The organism is Pseudomonadales bacterium, assembly GCA_013215025.1.
In the GTDB taxonomy this organism is placed as follows: Bacteria; Pseudomonadota; Gammaproteobacteria; order Pseudomonadales; family DT-91; genus DT-91.
This window is the reverse complement of sequence record JABSRR010000010.1, coordinates 4,759-19,086: the sequence shown is the minus strand read 5'-3', so window position 1 is coordinate 19,086 and position 14,328 is coordinate 4,759. Positions and strand designations below refer to the sequence as shown.

The following is a 14,328-nucleotide window of genomic DNA, read 5'->3' as shown; positions in this document are numbered from 1 at the left end:
CGCTGATCAGCTGGCAAATGATTTTGCCCGCCTTATAAGCGCGCTTTTGACTTAGGCGCTCTTTATCTGGAAAAAACATTGATATCTCAGCAATATTTGTTGTTATTTCTAAATATTCTGCCTTGAAATGCTGTTTTGTTACCCCATATAGAAAGCATCTAAACAAAAAAGTCTATTTAACGCTTTTTAAAGGTTAAACACAGCAAGGCTTCGGCTTGCATTTATTGAGAGAGAAAAACCATGGGTAAAATTATTGGTATTGACTTAGGAACAACCAACTCTTGTGTATCAGTAATGGATGGTGACCAAGTTAAAGTTATTGAAAACCAAGAAGGCGATCGTACCACGCCGTCAATTATTGCATACACCGATGACGGCGAGACATTGGTAGGGCAGTCGGCTAAGCGTCAGGCGGTGACCAATCCTGAAAACACCTTATTTGCTGTGAAGCGTCTGATCGGTCGTCGTTTTGATGACAAAGTCGTTCAAAAAGACATCGAAATGGTGCCGTATAAAATTGTTAAAGCCGACAACGGTGATGCCTGGGTTGAAGCGAAAGGCAAAAAAATGGCTGCGCCTCAGGTTTCAGCGGAAGTTTTGAAGAAAATGAAGAAAACTGCCGAAGAATATCTGGGTGAAGAAATCAGTGAAGCGGTGGTTACGGTGCCAGCCTACTTTAATGACTCACAGCGTCAGGCGACAAAAGATGCGGGTAAAATTGCCGGTCTAGACGTTAAGCGTATTATCAATGAACCAACGGCTGCTGCCCTTGCTTACGGCATGGATAAGTCGAAAGGTGACAAAACCATCGCAGTGTATGATTTAGGTGGTGGTACTTTCGATATTTCTATCATCGAAATCGCCGAAGTTGACGGTGAGCAACAGTTTGAAGTGTTAGCAACCAACGGTGATACATTCCTGGGTGGTGAAGACTTCGACATGGTCTTAATTGACTACTTAGCTGAAGAGTTCAAGAAAGAAAACAGCCTTGACCTTAAGAATGACCCTCTGGCATTACAGCGTTTAAAAGAAGCGGCTGAAAAAGCAAAAATCGAGCTTTCATCGGCACAGCAAACCGAAGTGAACTTGCCCTATATTACCGCAGATGCAACAGGCCCTAAGCACTTGGTGGTGAAGATTACCCGTGCCAAGCTTGAGTCATTAGTTGATGGCTTAGTAGCACGTTCCATCGAGCCATTGAAAGTGGCGCTGAACGATGCAGATCTTTCCACCTCTGAAATTGACGAGGTCATCCTTGTTGGTGGCCAAACTCGCATGCCTTATGTGCAAGAGAAAGTCGGCGAATTCTTCGGCAAAGAAGCGCGTAAAGATGTCAACCCAGATGAAGCGGTAGCGATGGGTGCGGCGATTCAAGGTGCGGTACTTTCTGGTGATAAGACAGACGTTCTTCTGTTAGACGTAACGCCTCTTTCACTAGGTATCGAAACCATGGGTGGTGTCGCTACGCCTTTGATTGAGAAAAACACCACGATTCCGACCAAGAAATCACAGGTGTTCTCAACTGCTGAAGACAACCAAGCGGCGGTAACGATTCACGTTGTGCAAGGTGAGCGTAAGCAAGCGGCACAAAATAAATCGCTAGGCCGCTTCGACTTAGCGGATATTCCGCCTGCACCACGAGGCATGCCTCAAATTGAGGTAACCTTCGATATTGATGCAAACGGTATTTTAAATGTATCGGCTGCTGATAAAGCCACCGGCAAGTCACAGTCGATTGTGATTAAAGCCTCTTCTGGTCTGTCTGATGATGAGATCGAGAAAATGGTGCAAGATGCTGAAGCCAATGCTGAAGCGGACGCGAAATTTGAAGAGATGATTCAGGTGCGCAATACCGCTGACGGTATGGTCCACTCGGTTAAGAAAACCCTTGATGAGTCAGCAGATAAAGTCACTGACGAAGAAAAAGCGCCAATCGATGAAGCGATCGCTGCAGTTGAAGAAGCCTTAAAAGGTGATGATAAAGAAGCGATTGAGCAAGCGACTGAGAAGNTAACCGAGGTCTCTGGCCCTGTGATGCAAAAGCTTTACGCAGAGCAAGCTGAAGCGGCTGGCGGTCCTGATATGGGCGGCATGGGCGGTGCTGATTTTACCGATGCAGCAGCGGATAATAACAACGGCGGTGACGACGTTGTTGATGCTGAGTTTGAAGAAGTTAAAGACGATAAGTAAGTATTTACTTACTCTTTAGTCAATATGAGCCCAGTATGTGTATTCATGCTGGGCTTTTTTGCTCAATTTGCGCGTGGTTAATGTGTCAGCTTTCGCGAGTGTAAAGATAGAAGTATAGATATGTCGAAACGAGATTATTACGAAGTATTAGGCGTTGATAAGAGCGTTACCGGGAAAGACTTAAAAAAAGCCTATCGCCGGGTGGCGATGAAATATCACCCTGATCGTAATCCAGACGATCAAGCCGCTGAGGAAAAATTTAAAGAAGCAAATGAGGCCTACGAAGTATTGTCGGATGATCAAAAGCGAGCCGCTTATGATCAATACGGTCACGCCGCCTTTGAGAACGGCGGCATGGGCGGTGGCGGCTTCGGTGGCGGCGCCGATATGGGCGATATTTTCGGCGACATCTTTGGCGACATCTTCGGCGGAGGTGGTCGTGGCGGCAGACGCCGTGGTCCAGCGCCCGGAAACGATCTGCAATACAATATGGAGCTTACGCTTGAAGAAGCGGTAAAGGGCTGCGAAAAGCAAATCTCGTTTCCCAATATTGTTAGTTGTAACACCTGTGATGGTTCGGGCGCTAAGCCTGGCTCTAAGGTGAACACCTGTGGCACATGTCATGGCTCTGGGCAAGTACGCGTGCAGCAAGGCTTTTTTGCGGTACAGCAAACCTGTCCTACCTGTAACGGCAAGGGCAAAGTGATTGCCGACCCATGTACCGATTGTCGCGGTCAAGGTGTGGTGCGTGAGAATAAAAAGCTCAATGTTAAAGTGCCGGCCGGTGTCGACAACGGTGACCGTATTCGTTTACAGGGTGAAGGTGAAGCCAGTCGCGATGGCGGCCCTAATGGTGACTTATTTGTCTCGATGGTGGTCAAGCCGCATGATTTATTTGAGCGCGATGGCAAACATTTATACTGCGATGTGCCGATCAGCTTCACCGACGCTGCCCTTGGCGGCGAGCTTGAGGTGCCCACTCTTGATGGCCGAGTAAAGCTTAAAATTCCAGCTGAAACCCAAAGCGGTAAGATGTTCCGCCTTCGTGGCAAGGGTGTGAAGCCGGTGCGAGGTGGTAATATCGGTGATATGATGTGTCGCGTGGTGATTGAAACCCCAGTGAATTTAACCAAACGCCAAAAAGAACTTCTGCATGAGCTACAAGAGACGCTTGATGCCGAAAATAGTTCGATGAAGCACAGCCCGCAGAAAAAAAATTGGTTTGAAGGCGTTAAATCATTCTTCTCAGAGTAAATTTATGACAACTCGAATTGCAGTAACCGGTGCCGGCGGAAGAATGGGTCGCACTTTGATTGAGGCTATCAGCCTGGCTGATGATGCATTGTTGACCGCGGCGATAGAGCGTGCCGACAGTTCGTTAATCGGCAGCGATGCCGGCGAGTTAGCCGGCATTGGTAAAAATGGCGTAAGCGTGGTTGGCGATGTCTCGGCAGTGTTGGATCAATTTGATGTGTTGATCGATTTTACCGCCCCAGCGGCGACGCTGAGCAATGCCGAAGCCTGTTCGCAAGCTGGAAACAAAATGGTGGTTGGCACCACAGGCTTTGATCCGCAGCAAAAAGCGACGTTTCTAGCGGCGCAGTCTGATATCGCGATCTGTATGGCGTCGAATTTTTCGGTTGGTGTAAACTTATGCTTTAAGCTGCTAGAGACGGCGGCCAGCATCATCGGTGATGACAGCGATATTGAGATCGTTGAAGCGCACCATCGACACAAAGTGGATGCGCCCTCAGGCACTGCGCTAAGCATGGGTGAGGTGGTTGCCGATACGCTGGGTCGTGACCTGCAGCAGGTGGCCGTTTATGGCCGTGAAGGCCAAACCGGTGCGCGTGATGACGACACCATTGGCTTTGCAACGGTGCGTGGCGGTGATGTTGTGGGCGATCATACGGTGATGTTTATGGCCGAGGGCGAGCGGGTTGAAATTACGCACAAGGCCAGCTCGCGCATGAGCTTTGCGCGCGGCGCAGTGCGCGCAGCGAAATGGCTCAACAGCAAAGAGCCCGGTCTTTATGATATGCGTGACGTCTTAGGCTTTAAATAACGCGAATATTTAAGCTGCATTTGCAGCATATTTTGCTTTTTTAAGCGCTTTTGGCAACGCCACTGGTATACAGCTGGTTAGCCCAGCATACGCGACAAATACCCAGTTCATCGGCATAAAAATGCATGGCGCTTTTTTGCTGCTTGCAGACCTTGCAGCTTTGCGCTTTTGCCTGTGCTACGGTCTCGCCTTTTTGCTTAACTGGCTTGCGCCTGCTTGCTTTGATAGCGGCCTTGCTGTCTACATTCGCCGCTGTTTGATTTGCGCCGTTTGCGTTTAATTGACGCGCATTTTCGCTTTCGGAAATATCTATCATACGGCCTCCTAAATACACCATTATTGGTCATAAAAAGCGTTAAAAAGTTCCCTGTTTAGGCTGGCTATGCCGCGAAAAATAAAAGGCTTTTGCTGATGATTTTTTGCGATTCGAATTAAAAACGATTTAGCTAGGTTTACATTCGCCGCANATCAGGCAAAATGCTGNAAAAATAATCACAATATCGAGATTTAATATGTCAAACGACCGCGCTGTCACGAATTACGACGACTACATACACGAGCCGCATAATCGCAACTTAGATGCAATTCCCGGTCGCTACGGCTTGCCTTTTATTGGTGATTCGATTTCATTTATGAAAGATCCGCATAAGTGGGCGCAGCAGAAATATAAAGAATTTGGCCCTGTTGCGCGCTGCAGCTTATTTGGTGGGCGGGCCATTGTGGTGATGGGTCCCGATTTAATTCAGCAAATGTTTCTTGATAAAGGGCGCGACTTTTCTTCGAAGATGGGCTTTATGGACCGCATTACCAAGTTCTTTGAAGGCTCGCTGATTATGGAAGATTTTGAGCATCATAAGCATCAGCGTCGAATTATGCAGACCGCATTTAAAAATGACGCGCTCAAACATTACACCAGCGAGGTGAATGCGATATATACGAAAGCGCTGAATGACTGGCAGCAGCAAGATGGTCAAACCATCGAGTTTTTCCAATACATTAAAAAACTCTTGTTAACAGTGGCGGCAGAGGTGTTTATTGGCGAAAAAGACGGCAGCGATCGCATCGAAAAACTTAATCGAGCTTTTGTCGATTGCGCCAATGGCACGTTGTATGCGATCCCCTGGGCATTGCCGGGCACTGCATTACGTAAAGGCTTAAAAGGTAAAGACTATTTGCAGGCGGAGTTTCAGCAATTAGTGCCGAAGAAGCGCGCCGGTGATAGCAAAGATATGTTGAGTTATTTTTGTCGTGAAAAAGATGAAAATGGCGAATATTACACCGACGAAGAAATTGCTAATCAGACGATCTTCTTATTATTTGCCGCACATGATACGACAACAGCGGCTATCACTCATACTATTTACTACCTAGCACGCCATCCTGAGATGAAAGAGAAACTGTATCAAGAGTTTCTTTCCTTGGGTAAGACGCAGCTAGATTATGACGATTTGAATCAGCTGCCTTATTTGCAGCAGGTATTCTTTGAAACGCAGCGCATTCGGCCGTCAACCCCTGTGGTGCCGCGCCGCACCATCCGTGATGTGCAGATGGGCGATGTGTTGGTGCCCGCGCACACCATGGTGTACACGGTGCCGCGCTTTGAGCACTTTATGGAAGAGTATTGGACAGAGCCGCAGACGTTTGACCCTGAACGCTTTAATGATGAGCGCAAAGAGCATAAACAGCATCCCTTCTTGTATCATCCTTTCGGCGGCGGTGCGCATAAGTGTATTGGTATGCATTTCGCGCAAATGGAGTACAAATGCTTCTTATATCAATTTATGATGCAGTTCGACTTTGAAGCCAAGCATAAAAAAGAGCCGTTTATGTCGAGCTTTCCGCTACCTAAGCCGCTCGATGATATGCCGATTAAGCTTATACGTCGGTCCGCCTAGTGTCTGCCGGCTTAGTGCAGCGCACCTTGAAGCAATAGCTTAAATGCCTCAATATTGCGGTGGTGCGATGCCGAGTCGGTATGTAAACCAAACAACGCAAGCCCTAGAATAGCTGACAGTATCATTGCTTCGATGTTCTCTGCGGGCAGGCGTTGATTAAATTCGCCCTGCTGCTGAGCGGCTTTCACCAGGCGTGAAAAAATCGGGCTAATTTTACTCTCGCGATTTGCCATAGCCTCAACCAGTTCTGGATAACGGCTGATTTCCGATTGAATATGGCCAAAAAATGGCGGTAAATCGGGGCGGTTACGGTAAATCTCAAGATTGCACTCCAGCAGTTGGCATAGTGCAGCCAACGGTGAGTCGATCTGGCAAATCGACTGTTCATACTTATCTGCCATATAGCTCTCACCTTCTTGAAAAACGGCTAAGAAGATGTCCTTTTTGGCTGGAAAATAATTGTAAATCGCCGATGCAGTCACGCCCGCAGACTCTGCGATCATTTTATTGGTGGCGCTACCATAGCCCTGCTTGGCGAAACATTCGCGTGCGCTATCGATAATTTTTTTACGGGTGATGCTGCCGTCTGCATCAAACGGGCGCCCGCGACTGGAATTCTGATTTACTGGCAATGGAGTGCACCGAAAAACAACAAATTTGTAATTTTAGAACGCTGTCATTATATGACTCAATAGTCATATAATATATGATTACATAATTATATATAACTGCCAAGTCGTTACGACATCAGGTTGACGCCTAGGAAGCCGATCATGAATATACCCGCTGTAGAGTTAGCTGCCCACTCACCAACTCAAACACAAACCCGCTTTGGCCGAGGCTGGTATTGTTTAGGCCTTTCCAGTGATTATGGCGAAGAGCCGGTTTCCTTGGATTATTTTGCCACCCGTTTGGTAGCCTACAGAGGCGCTGATTGGAAAGTGCATGTGCTCGATGCCTATTGTCCGCACATGGGGGCGGACTTAGCTGAGGGTGAAGTTGAGGGCAATCTACTTGTGTGTCCATTTCATCACTGGAAATGGGGTGCAGACGGCGTATGCCAAGAAATTCCTTATGCAGATAAAATTCCACCGAAAGCCTGTATTAAGTCATGGCCGACACTAGAGAAGAATGGTCTGCTTTATCTTTGGTATGACCCTGAAAACAATCCTCCTATCGCAGAGCAAGAGATGCCGGATCAGCCTGAATATTATGATGACGGTTGGTCTGAGTGGAAACTGAGCAAGATGCGTGTACACAATAATAGCCGAGAATTAATTGATAATATGGCGGATATGGCGCACTTTGGCCCGGTGCATGGTGCTGGCGCCTTAAGCTTTAAGAATATTGCCCATAAGCATACCTACACCCAAGTTATGGAGGGTGACCCCGAAGATATGGAGCGTGCCATCGCAATGTCTAGTCGAGCAACCTATTATGGCCCGGCAATTATGACCACAGAAATGACGGTTGAGCTTGAAGGCGGGATGTTGCTTGAGTCGCGACTATTGGTCTCTCACGTTCCGGTAAATGATAACTGCTTTGACTTGCGCTTTGGTTTATTATTCAAGCGCATCGATGGCATCCCTCGCGATCTGATGGATTATATTATCGGCAAACATTCGCGCTCAACTACCGAAGGTTTTATGGATGACGTGCATATTTGGCATAATAAAACCCGAGTCGATAATCCGGTCTTATGTGATGGTGACGGGCCAGTGAATATTTTACGCAAATGGTATGAGCAATTTTATGTCGATATTGCTGATGTGCCAAAGCGTTGGGACGAGGCTAAAGAATACGTGGTTGAAGTCAAAAGCCGAAAGTAAGCGCAGCTGTAAGCGGCGCGAATATGTTTAAGCAGTACAATAATAAATACAGGGATTTCTCATGAGCAAACCGACACTGTTATTTTTTGAACAAATCAGTGATCAGGCAGTAGGTGGCAAAGCAAAGGGTTTGGCTGAGCTGACGCAGCTTGGTTTTAATGTGCCAGCTGGGTTTGTGATTCAAAACGCAAAGCAAAATGTCTATCCAGATGACTTAGCAGAGGCGTATGAGAAAATTGGCAGCGCTAAGGTTGCGGTGCGTTCTTCAGCATTGGGTGAAGACGCGGCAGATAATTCATTTGCCGGCCAGTATGAAACGATTCTCAATGTGCAGGGCTTATCGGATTTGCAACAGGCAATAAACGATTGCGTTGCGTCCTTGGATGCAGAACATGCGGCAGCCTACCAGGCGGCAAAAGGGGAAGCGGCTGAAACAACGATGTGCGTAGTCGTTCAGCAGATGGTTGATGCGAAAGCCGCAGGTGTGCTGTTTACCGTTGATCCAGTCAGCGGTCGGCACGATAGGTTGGTGATCGATGCAGTCGAAGGCTTAGGAGAAGCCTTAGTCAGCGGTGAAACTACGCCAGATCATTATGAGATGGATGAGTCAGGTAAAATGACTCGGGTTGATCTTGCCGGTGAGCATCAAATTCTTGAGCAAAAAACCTTGCATGAGCTTTGGCGCGCATCGCGAGAGGGCGCGAAAAAAATGGGTCGGCCACTCGATATGGAATGGGCTACCAATGCCGATGGTGAAGTGCTTTGGCTTCAGGCGCGGCCGATTACCACCGTCGGCTCGGACCTGCGCGAATTAGATGATCCCATTCGAGATCATGAAGTGTTAACCCGCAGTAATGTGTCTGAGATTATACCAGGTGCATGCTGCCCATTAACCTTATCTACACAGGTTCGCGCTTTTAGCAAAATGTTAGAATTATTGCTCAATGGCTGCTCTGGACGAAAACCTAGTCAGGTTCCACCCAACGATATTGGCATGCCTTATTCTCAAGGCTATTTGTTTGTAAACTTATCAGCGCAGGTGGACGTGGCGCGTTATTCGGCATTATATTCTGCGGAAAATACAGCGTTACCCATTTGTGGCCGAGTGGTTGATGAGCTTAAAGAGCCTGTCGGGCGCAAAAATATCATCAGTCGTATTTTAGCGATTCGTCATTTTTATCGCTATGTGGCAGATACTAAAAGCAATATTGCCGAGTTTGCGCAAGCTTTCCAATCATTTTATATCCCTTACAAACATACGGTCGAGGCTATGTACCAGTCGATCGATGATAATTTGTCTTGGCTGTATGAGGCTAACCGAACTCACGGACATTCATCATGCCGCTCAGGAACGTTTGAAACAATCATGCAAAACGTGATATCGAAAGGCAAGAAGGTTCCCACAGCTGACGAACAAGCGATTCAAGCAAAAGTGTTAGCCGGTGCGCAGTCGGTTGAGTCAGCCCTATTGGTTGAACAAATGGATGCGCTGGTTGACTTAATTGCCGAGCATCCTAAGGCGCGCGAAAAGTTTGCCGATGTTGATGTGGATGCGGCGATAAAATGGCTTAATTCAAAAGCGGCAGGGCCAATCAGAAATGCCTATCTATTGTTTCTCGAGAATCACGGGCACCGTGGTTATCGTGAGCTAGAGTTGATGACGCCATCGTGGGTGGATGATCAGGTGCCCTTGGTCGAGCCGATGCAGGCGTCTGTGCATGCAAGGTTTCAAGGCCTTGGCAGCACCAAAGCAACGCAACATTTTGATCTTTCAAGTCAGCCTTGGCTGGTCAGGTTTCTGGCACCAAAAGCGCACGATGCAATTCGCGGTCGCGAGCAAACGAAATCACTGTTGGTGAAAACTACGCACTATTTCAAGCGTGCCTATCGCTACTTGGGCGAACTTATGCAGAAGAAAAAGCTGCTTGAGCAGGCAGAGGATGTGTTTTTCCTGATGCACGATGAATTAGGAGCCTATATTTTGGCGGACGACCGCGCTGATCAAGTGGCTGCAGTAAAAGAGAAGATTAGACTGCGTAAACTCGCGTTCGAATTCCAAGAAAAACTGGAGTTTAGTGAATTGGTCGTGGGTAAGCCTGAGCCATTGGAGCAGCAAAATTTTGAGCTGCAAGACGGCGAGATGCAGGGTCGGCCGGTCAGCAAAGGTGTTGTTGAGGGGGTTGCTCGCGTGGCGATGAATGTGCGCGAGGCGGCCGAGCTTCAGCCGGGTGAAATTTTAATTGCGCCGATAACCGATGTTGCGTGGACGCCGTATTTTAGCTTGATTGCTGGCTTGGCCACGGATGTCGGCAGTGCGGTGTCGCATGGTGCGGTGATTGCGCGTGAATACGGTCTGCCCTGTATTGTAAACTTGCAAGGCGCAACCAGCGTATTTAGCACCGGTGACCGCGTTCGCTTAAACGCCGAAACTGGCGTGCTATCAAAGCTTGATGCTGCAAGCGAAGAGCAAGCGGCATAAACTAACAGAGCAAAAAACATGAGTTGGGATAAAGAAGTCGATGTTTTGGTTGTGGGCTCAGGCAATGGTGCCTTAACCGCAGCCATTTGTTGTCACGACATGTCAAAGCTAAGCGCTGCTGACGGCCAAGCTGACGATATTTTAGTCGTTGAGAAGAGCGCGCATTTTGGCGGCACCAGCGCTATTTCAGGTGGCGGTGTCTGGGTGCCAAATAATCGCTACGCAAAAGCTGCAGGCGCGGCCGATAATTTTGACGATGCCTATCGCTATCTTGATCATACTGTGCCAGCCGACTTAGTTGAGCGCGATATGCTTAAAACGTATTTGCAAAATGCGCCCAGAATGATTGATTTTTTGCACAATCGTACACGTGTTAGATATGTCTCGCTAAGTGGCTATCCCGATTATTTTTCGGATGCGCCTGGCGCGCGAGAGGGCCATCGTTCGATGGAGCCAGAGCCGATTAATTGGTCGGTGTTGAAACAAGAAATGCAGCGTATGCGACCTGATGGTGCGCTGTATGCCCAAGGTAAATTTGCGCTAACGCAAACCGAAGGTAAGGCTTTGATTGAGCGCAAGCCAGAGCGTTCTAGAATTTTATTGCGCATGATGCTTAGCTACTATTTAGATATACCATGGTTGTTAAAGCGAAAGGGTTTCTCACGCCGCACGACAGGTGGCGGTGCTGGGGTTATCCGCCTGTTCTTATCACTTCAAGATCGCCATATACCGCTCTGGACGAACAGCCCGATGCGCGAGCTGATCGTGGAAGACGATCGTGTTGTAGGTGCGATTGTTGAGCAACAGGGCCAACGTATGCGGATTAAGGCGCGCAAAGCTGTGATGTTAGGTGCCGGCGGTTTCGAGCATAACCAAGCAATGCGTGAACAGTACTTGCCTCAGCCGACAAATACTGAGTGGAGTGCAGGCTGTAAACATAATACCGGTGATGCGATTCGTGCAGGTGAGGCGATTGGTGCGCAAACTGCGCTGATGAATAATGCCTGGTGGTGTACCACCAAAGAAATGCCTAATCGTCCCTATCCCTTTTTGAGCATTGTAAATAAATCCTTGCCCGGCACTATCTGTGTGAACAAAAATGGCGAGCGCTTCTCCAATGAGTCGCAGAACTATATGTCATTTCTGTTGGAAACCTTTGAACAATACCAGGCTGGTAATCCCTGTGTACCTGCCTATATGGTGTTTGACCAAAGTTTTAGAGACAAGCGCAGCGTTTGGCCATGGGCTTTACCTGACAAAATGATTCCTAAAGAATATTTTACCGAAGGTGTGATTGCCAAAGGCGCAACGCCTGCAGAATTAGCCGAAAAGTTAGGTATTGATCCGCAAGGCTTAAGTCAAACAATACAGCGTTTCAACGGTTTTGCAGAAACGGGTAAAGACCTTGATTTTAAACGCGGCGATGCTGCTTATGACCGTTACTATGGCGACTCATCGGTTAAGCCAAACCCTTGCTTGGGCAAGCTTGAACAAGCCCCTTTTTATGCGGTGCGGATTAATCCGGGTGACTTCGGCACACAGGGTGGTATGGTTATTAATCAATATGCGCAGGTGCAGCATAGCGATGGCGCGCCTATTCCCGGCTTATATGCTTTTGGCAATAATTCTGCTGCAGTGTTGCCGACTTATCCTGGCCCGGGTTCTACTTTGGGGCCGGCTATGACATTTGCCTATCAGGCATCTAAGCACGTTTATAATTTCGCCGATGAGTAATGTATGCAGGATAATTTAGCGCTTTCTGATCGTGTCGTAGATCTTCAATCGGTGAGTAATTTTCGCGATTTGGGCGGCTACCCAACCGCCTGTGGGCGCTCAGTAAAATGGGGTAAGCTGTTTCGATCTGCGACACTTACGCATGCAAGCGATCAAGATATTGATACCATTGTCAGCCAGCTCGGCATCAATCATGTTATCGATTTGCGCAAAGCGCGTGAGCTTGATCTTGAACCACAACCAGAACGTTTGCTGGCGCATATACATTATCACTGGTTGCCAATTAATTTAGACGGCACCACCCGTGAAGATATCGATCGGCGGCTGGCCGAGGGCAGTGCTGCTGAAGCGTTCGAAGGCTTATTGATTGATGTCAACCGCAATATGGTGCTGCAGCACCAAGATGATGTGAAGCGTTGGTTTGACATTGTATTGCATGCTGAAACGCCTATTTTGTTTCACTGTACCGAAGGTAAAGATCGCACCGGCTTTACCGCAGCAATTTTCTTATTAGCCATGGGCGTTGAAAAAGACGTGGTGATGCAAGATTACCTGCTGACCAACCTAACCCATCGTAAGTCGATTGCCGAACGGATTGCCTCATCAGCTGTATTGTCATCATTTGAGGTTGATGCAAAAGATTTGGAGCGTTTGTTGTCTGTCGATGAGGACTACTTGAATGCCGGCTTAGCGCAAATTGAACAGAGCTATGGCAGCGTATCGGCCTACTTAGAGCAGGCCCTCGATATCGATGCTGAGAAGCTGGCGCTGTTAAAACAAAAATACCTAAGCTAACGGCTAGCAAAAGTAGCCACTGGCTAGCTTAGCTTTCTTGCTTAAGCTGGGCCTCTACCCAATCAATACTGTTTTCAATGTCTCCTTCCACTAGCCAAGCATGAATGCCAACCGCAGCGGCGGCGTCTACATTGGGTTGGTGGTCATCAAGAAATAATGCTTCTGCTGCATCGACCTCCAGTTGTTCCAGCACCTCAAGAAATACTTCAGGATTAGGCTTGCGTTTGCCGGTGATGCAGGAGTCGTATTCAACATCATAGACGTCTTTAACATCATAAGGAAAGGTGTCGCGCCAGTGCGAAAATTCTTTCAGGTTATTCGTCACCATAGCCAGCTTCAAGCCACGTTGCTTCCACTCTAACGTTTTATTGGCCAGCGACATACGCATGCTTTTATCGACATTAGCAAAGTGCGCAAACATTTGATATATGTCAGTGTCCAGCTGGTGTTTTTTGCCCTCTGCAATAATGCCCTCGCGCGCTTGTTCAAGGTTAATCTCGCCGCGCTCTAAACGATGCCAAGGGTGGTTGGTATCTTGCTGCATGTCACCAAATACAATAGTTTTGAGAAAGTCAGCGTCAAGCTGCATTTCAACGGCAAGTTCTGTCACCGCTTCGAATGGTGAGTACGCATAAACACCACCATAATCAAATAAAATAGCTTTAATCATCATAAGTTCCTTGTGCAAGTTGTTTCACCGTAAGCGCGAGCTCATCGGGATTTATATTTTCAGTGAGTGCAGGTCCAAAACGGATCGTGATATGACGCTTAAACCAAAGTAGTTGTCCACTACCTTTAGCGTCGCCCGTTGCTTTTGACCAGCGGCTGCCCCATAACCCGTCAAGATAAAACGGAATAATTTTTACCGGGGCTGAAGACCTGCGCAACGCCAGTTGATAACCTGATTTAAAGTCGTTCATCTGCCCGTCGGTAGTTAACTGGCCCTCTGGAAATAAGCACACTACCGCGCGCTGGTTTAAACGGTCGGCGATGGCGTTAATGGCCTGCTTGGTTTGTCCGCTGCCAATTGGAATGGCGCCAAAAAAACGCAAGATCGGTTTAAAAAAAGCTTTATCGTAGTATTCGTTAAAGATCACAAAATGAATCGGTCTTGGGCTTGCTAATTGAATAAATAACCAGTCAATCCAGCTAACATGGTTGCCAAGCAGCAAGCTTGCGCCTTGTTTTGGCAGATGCTCAAAGCCTTGAATATGTAATCGATAGCGACGTTTGATGACAACGCTGACAAGAATCCGCGCCAGCGAATGCGGCAATTGTTTTACCGTATACAAACTACCGATCAGTGCGACAACAGCCAGGATGATAAAAAATTCACCGCTA

12 protein-coding genes are annotated in these 14,328 nt (G+C 47.7%); 8 read left to right on the top strand and 4 right to left on the bottom strand.

Translation table 11 applies throughout. The features are described 5' to 3' along the window. Positions 1-240: 240 nt before the first annotated feature. The 3 genes from dnaK (at position 241) to dapB (ending at position 4,255) form a co-directional block, all read left to right on the top strand. Positions 241-2,190: a molecular chaperone DnaK gene (gene dnaK, locus HRU21_01565; GenBank protein ID NRA40975.1), complete on the top strand. Its 1,950-nt coding sequence runs from the start codon at positions 241-243 to the stop codon at positions 2,188-2,190. A gap of 120 nt (positions 2,191-2,310) precedes the next feature. After that, entirely contained in the window at positions 2,311-3,444 is a 1,134-nt protein-coding gene (gene dnaJ / locus HRU21_01560; GenBank protein NRA40974.1) for a molecular chaperone DnaJ, read from the top strand. Positions 3,445-3,448: 4 nt separating this feature from the next. Further along, the gene (gene dapB, locus HRU21_01555) at positions 3,449-4,255 is read left to right on the top strand and encodes a 4-hydroxy-tetrahydrodipicolinate reductase (protein NRA40973.1); all 807 of its coding nucleotides are present in this window, start codon (positions 3,449-3,451) and stop codon (positions 4,253-4,255) included. Positions 4,256-4,295: 40 nt separating this feature from the next. Here dapB and HRU21_01550 read toward each other — a convergent pair whose 3' ends face one another. Continuing rightward, entirely contained in the window at positions 4,296-4,571 is a 276-nt protein-coding gene (locus tag HRU21_01550) for a hypothetical protein (GenBank protein NRA40972.1), read from the bottom strand. A gap of 196 nt (positions 4,572-4,767) precedes the next feature. Between HRU21_01550 and HRU21_01545 the strand changes: the two genes are divergently transcribed. After that, positions 4,768-6,150: a cytochrome P450 gene (locus tag HRU21_01545; GenBank protein NRA40971.1), complete on the top strand. Its 1,383-nt coding sequence runs from the start codon at positions 4,768-4,770 to the stop codon at positions 6,148-6,150. 11 nt (positions 6,151-6,161) lie between these two features. Here HRU21_01545 and HRU21_01540 read toward each other — a convergent pair whose 3' ends face one another. Continuing rightward, positions 6,162-6,782: a TetR/AcrR family transcriptional regulator gene (locus HRU21_01540; protein NRA40970.1), complete on the bottom strand. Its 621-nt coding sequence runs from the start codon at positions 6,780-6,782 to the stop codon at positions 6,162-6,164. Positions 6,783-6,923: 141 nt separating this feature from the next. Between HRU21_01540 and HRU21_01535 the strand changes: the two genes are divergently transcribed. The 4 genes from HRU21_01535 (at position 6,924) to HRU21_01520 (ending at position 12,987) form a co-directional block, all read left to right on the top strand. Continuing rightward, a complete protein-coding gene (locus HRU21_01535; protein NRA40969.1) occupies positions 6,924-7,979 on the top strand; it encodes a Rieske 2Fe-2S domain-containing protein in 1,056 nt (351 codons plus the stop codon). Positions 7,980-8,040: 61 nt separating this feature from the next. After that, positions 8,041-10,458, top strand: a complete 2,418-nt coding sequence (locus tag HRU21_01530; protein NRA40968.1) for a pyruvate, water dikinase — start codon at positions 8,041-8,043, stop codon at positions 10,456-10,458. Positions 10,459-10,476: 18 nt separating this feature from the next. Beyond that, positions 10,477-12,192, top strand: a complete 1,716-nt coding sequence (locus HRU21_01525; protein NRA40967.1) for an FAD-binding protein — start codon at positions 10,477-10,479, stop codon at positions 12,190-12,192. Between the two features lie 3 nt (positions 12,193-12,195). Continuing rightward, positions 12,196-12,987, top strand: a complete 792-nt coding sequence (locus HRU21_01520) for a tyrosine-protein phosphatase (GenBank protein ID NRA40966.1) — start codon at positions 12,196-12,198, stop codon at positions 12,985-12,987. A gap of 28 nt (positions 12,988-13,015) precedes the next feature. On the opposite strand, the gene HRU21_01515 is transcribed toward HRU21_01520, so the two are convergent. Next, positions 13,016-13,660, bottom strand: a complete 645-nt coding sequence (locus HRU21_01515) for an HAD family phosphatase (GenBank protein ID NRA40965.1) — start codon at positions 13,658-13,660, stop codon at positions 13,016-13,018. Next, on the bottom strand, positions 13,650-14,328 hold a 679-nt coding region (locus HRU21_01510), incomplete at its 5' end, for a 1-acyl-sn-glycerol-3-phosphate acyltransferase (protein ID NRA40964.1). The genes HRU21_01510 and HRU21_01515, both read right to left, overlap by 11 nt.

Bases quoted from the DNA above. Each gene is read 5' to 3' on its own strand.
- dnaJ (NRA40974.1), top strand. From the start codon at position 2,311: ATGTCGAAACGAGATTATTACGAAGTATTAGGCGTTGATAAGAGCGTT.
- dapB (NRA40973.1), top strand. From the start codon at position 3,449: ATGACAACTCGAATTGCAGTAACCGGTGCCGGCGGAAGAATGGGTCGC.
- HRU21_01550 (NRA40972.1), bottom strand. From the start codon at position 4,571: ATGATAGATATTTCCGAAAGCGAAAATGCGCGTCAATTAAACGCAAAC.
- HRU21_01545 (NRA40971.1), top strand. From the start codon at position 4,768: ATGTCAAACGACCGCGCTGTCACGAATTACGACGACTACATACACGAG.
- HRU21_01535 (NRA40969.1), top strand. From the start codon at position 6,924: ATGAATATACCCGCTGTAGAGTTAGCTGCCCACTCACCAACTCAAACA.
- HRU21_01530 (NRA40968.1), top strand. From the start codon at position 8,041: ATGAGCAAACCGACACTGTTATTTTTTGAACAAATCAGTGATCAGGCA.
- HRU21_01525 (NRA40967.1), top strand. From the start codon at position 10,477: ATGAGTTGGGATAAAGAAGTCGATGTTTTGGTTGTGGGCTCAGGCAAT.
- HRU21_01520 (NRA40966.1), top strand. From the start codon at position 12,196: ATGCAGGATAATTTAGCGCTTTCTGATCGTGTCGTAGATCTTCAATCG.
- HRU21_01515 (NRA40965.1), bottom strand. From the start codon at position 13,660: ATGATGATTAAAGCTATTTTATTTGATTATGGTGGTGTTTATGCGTAC.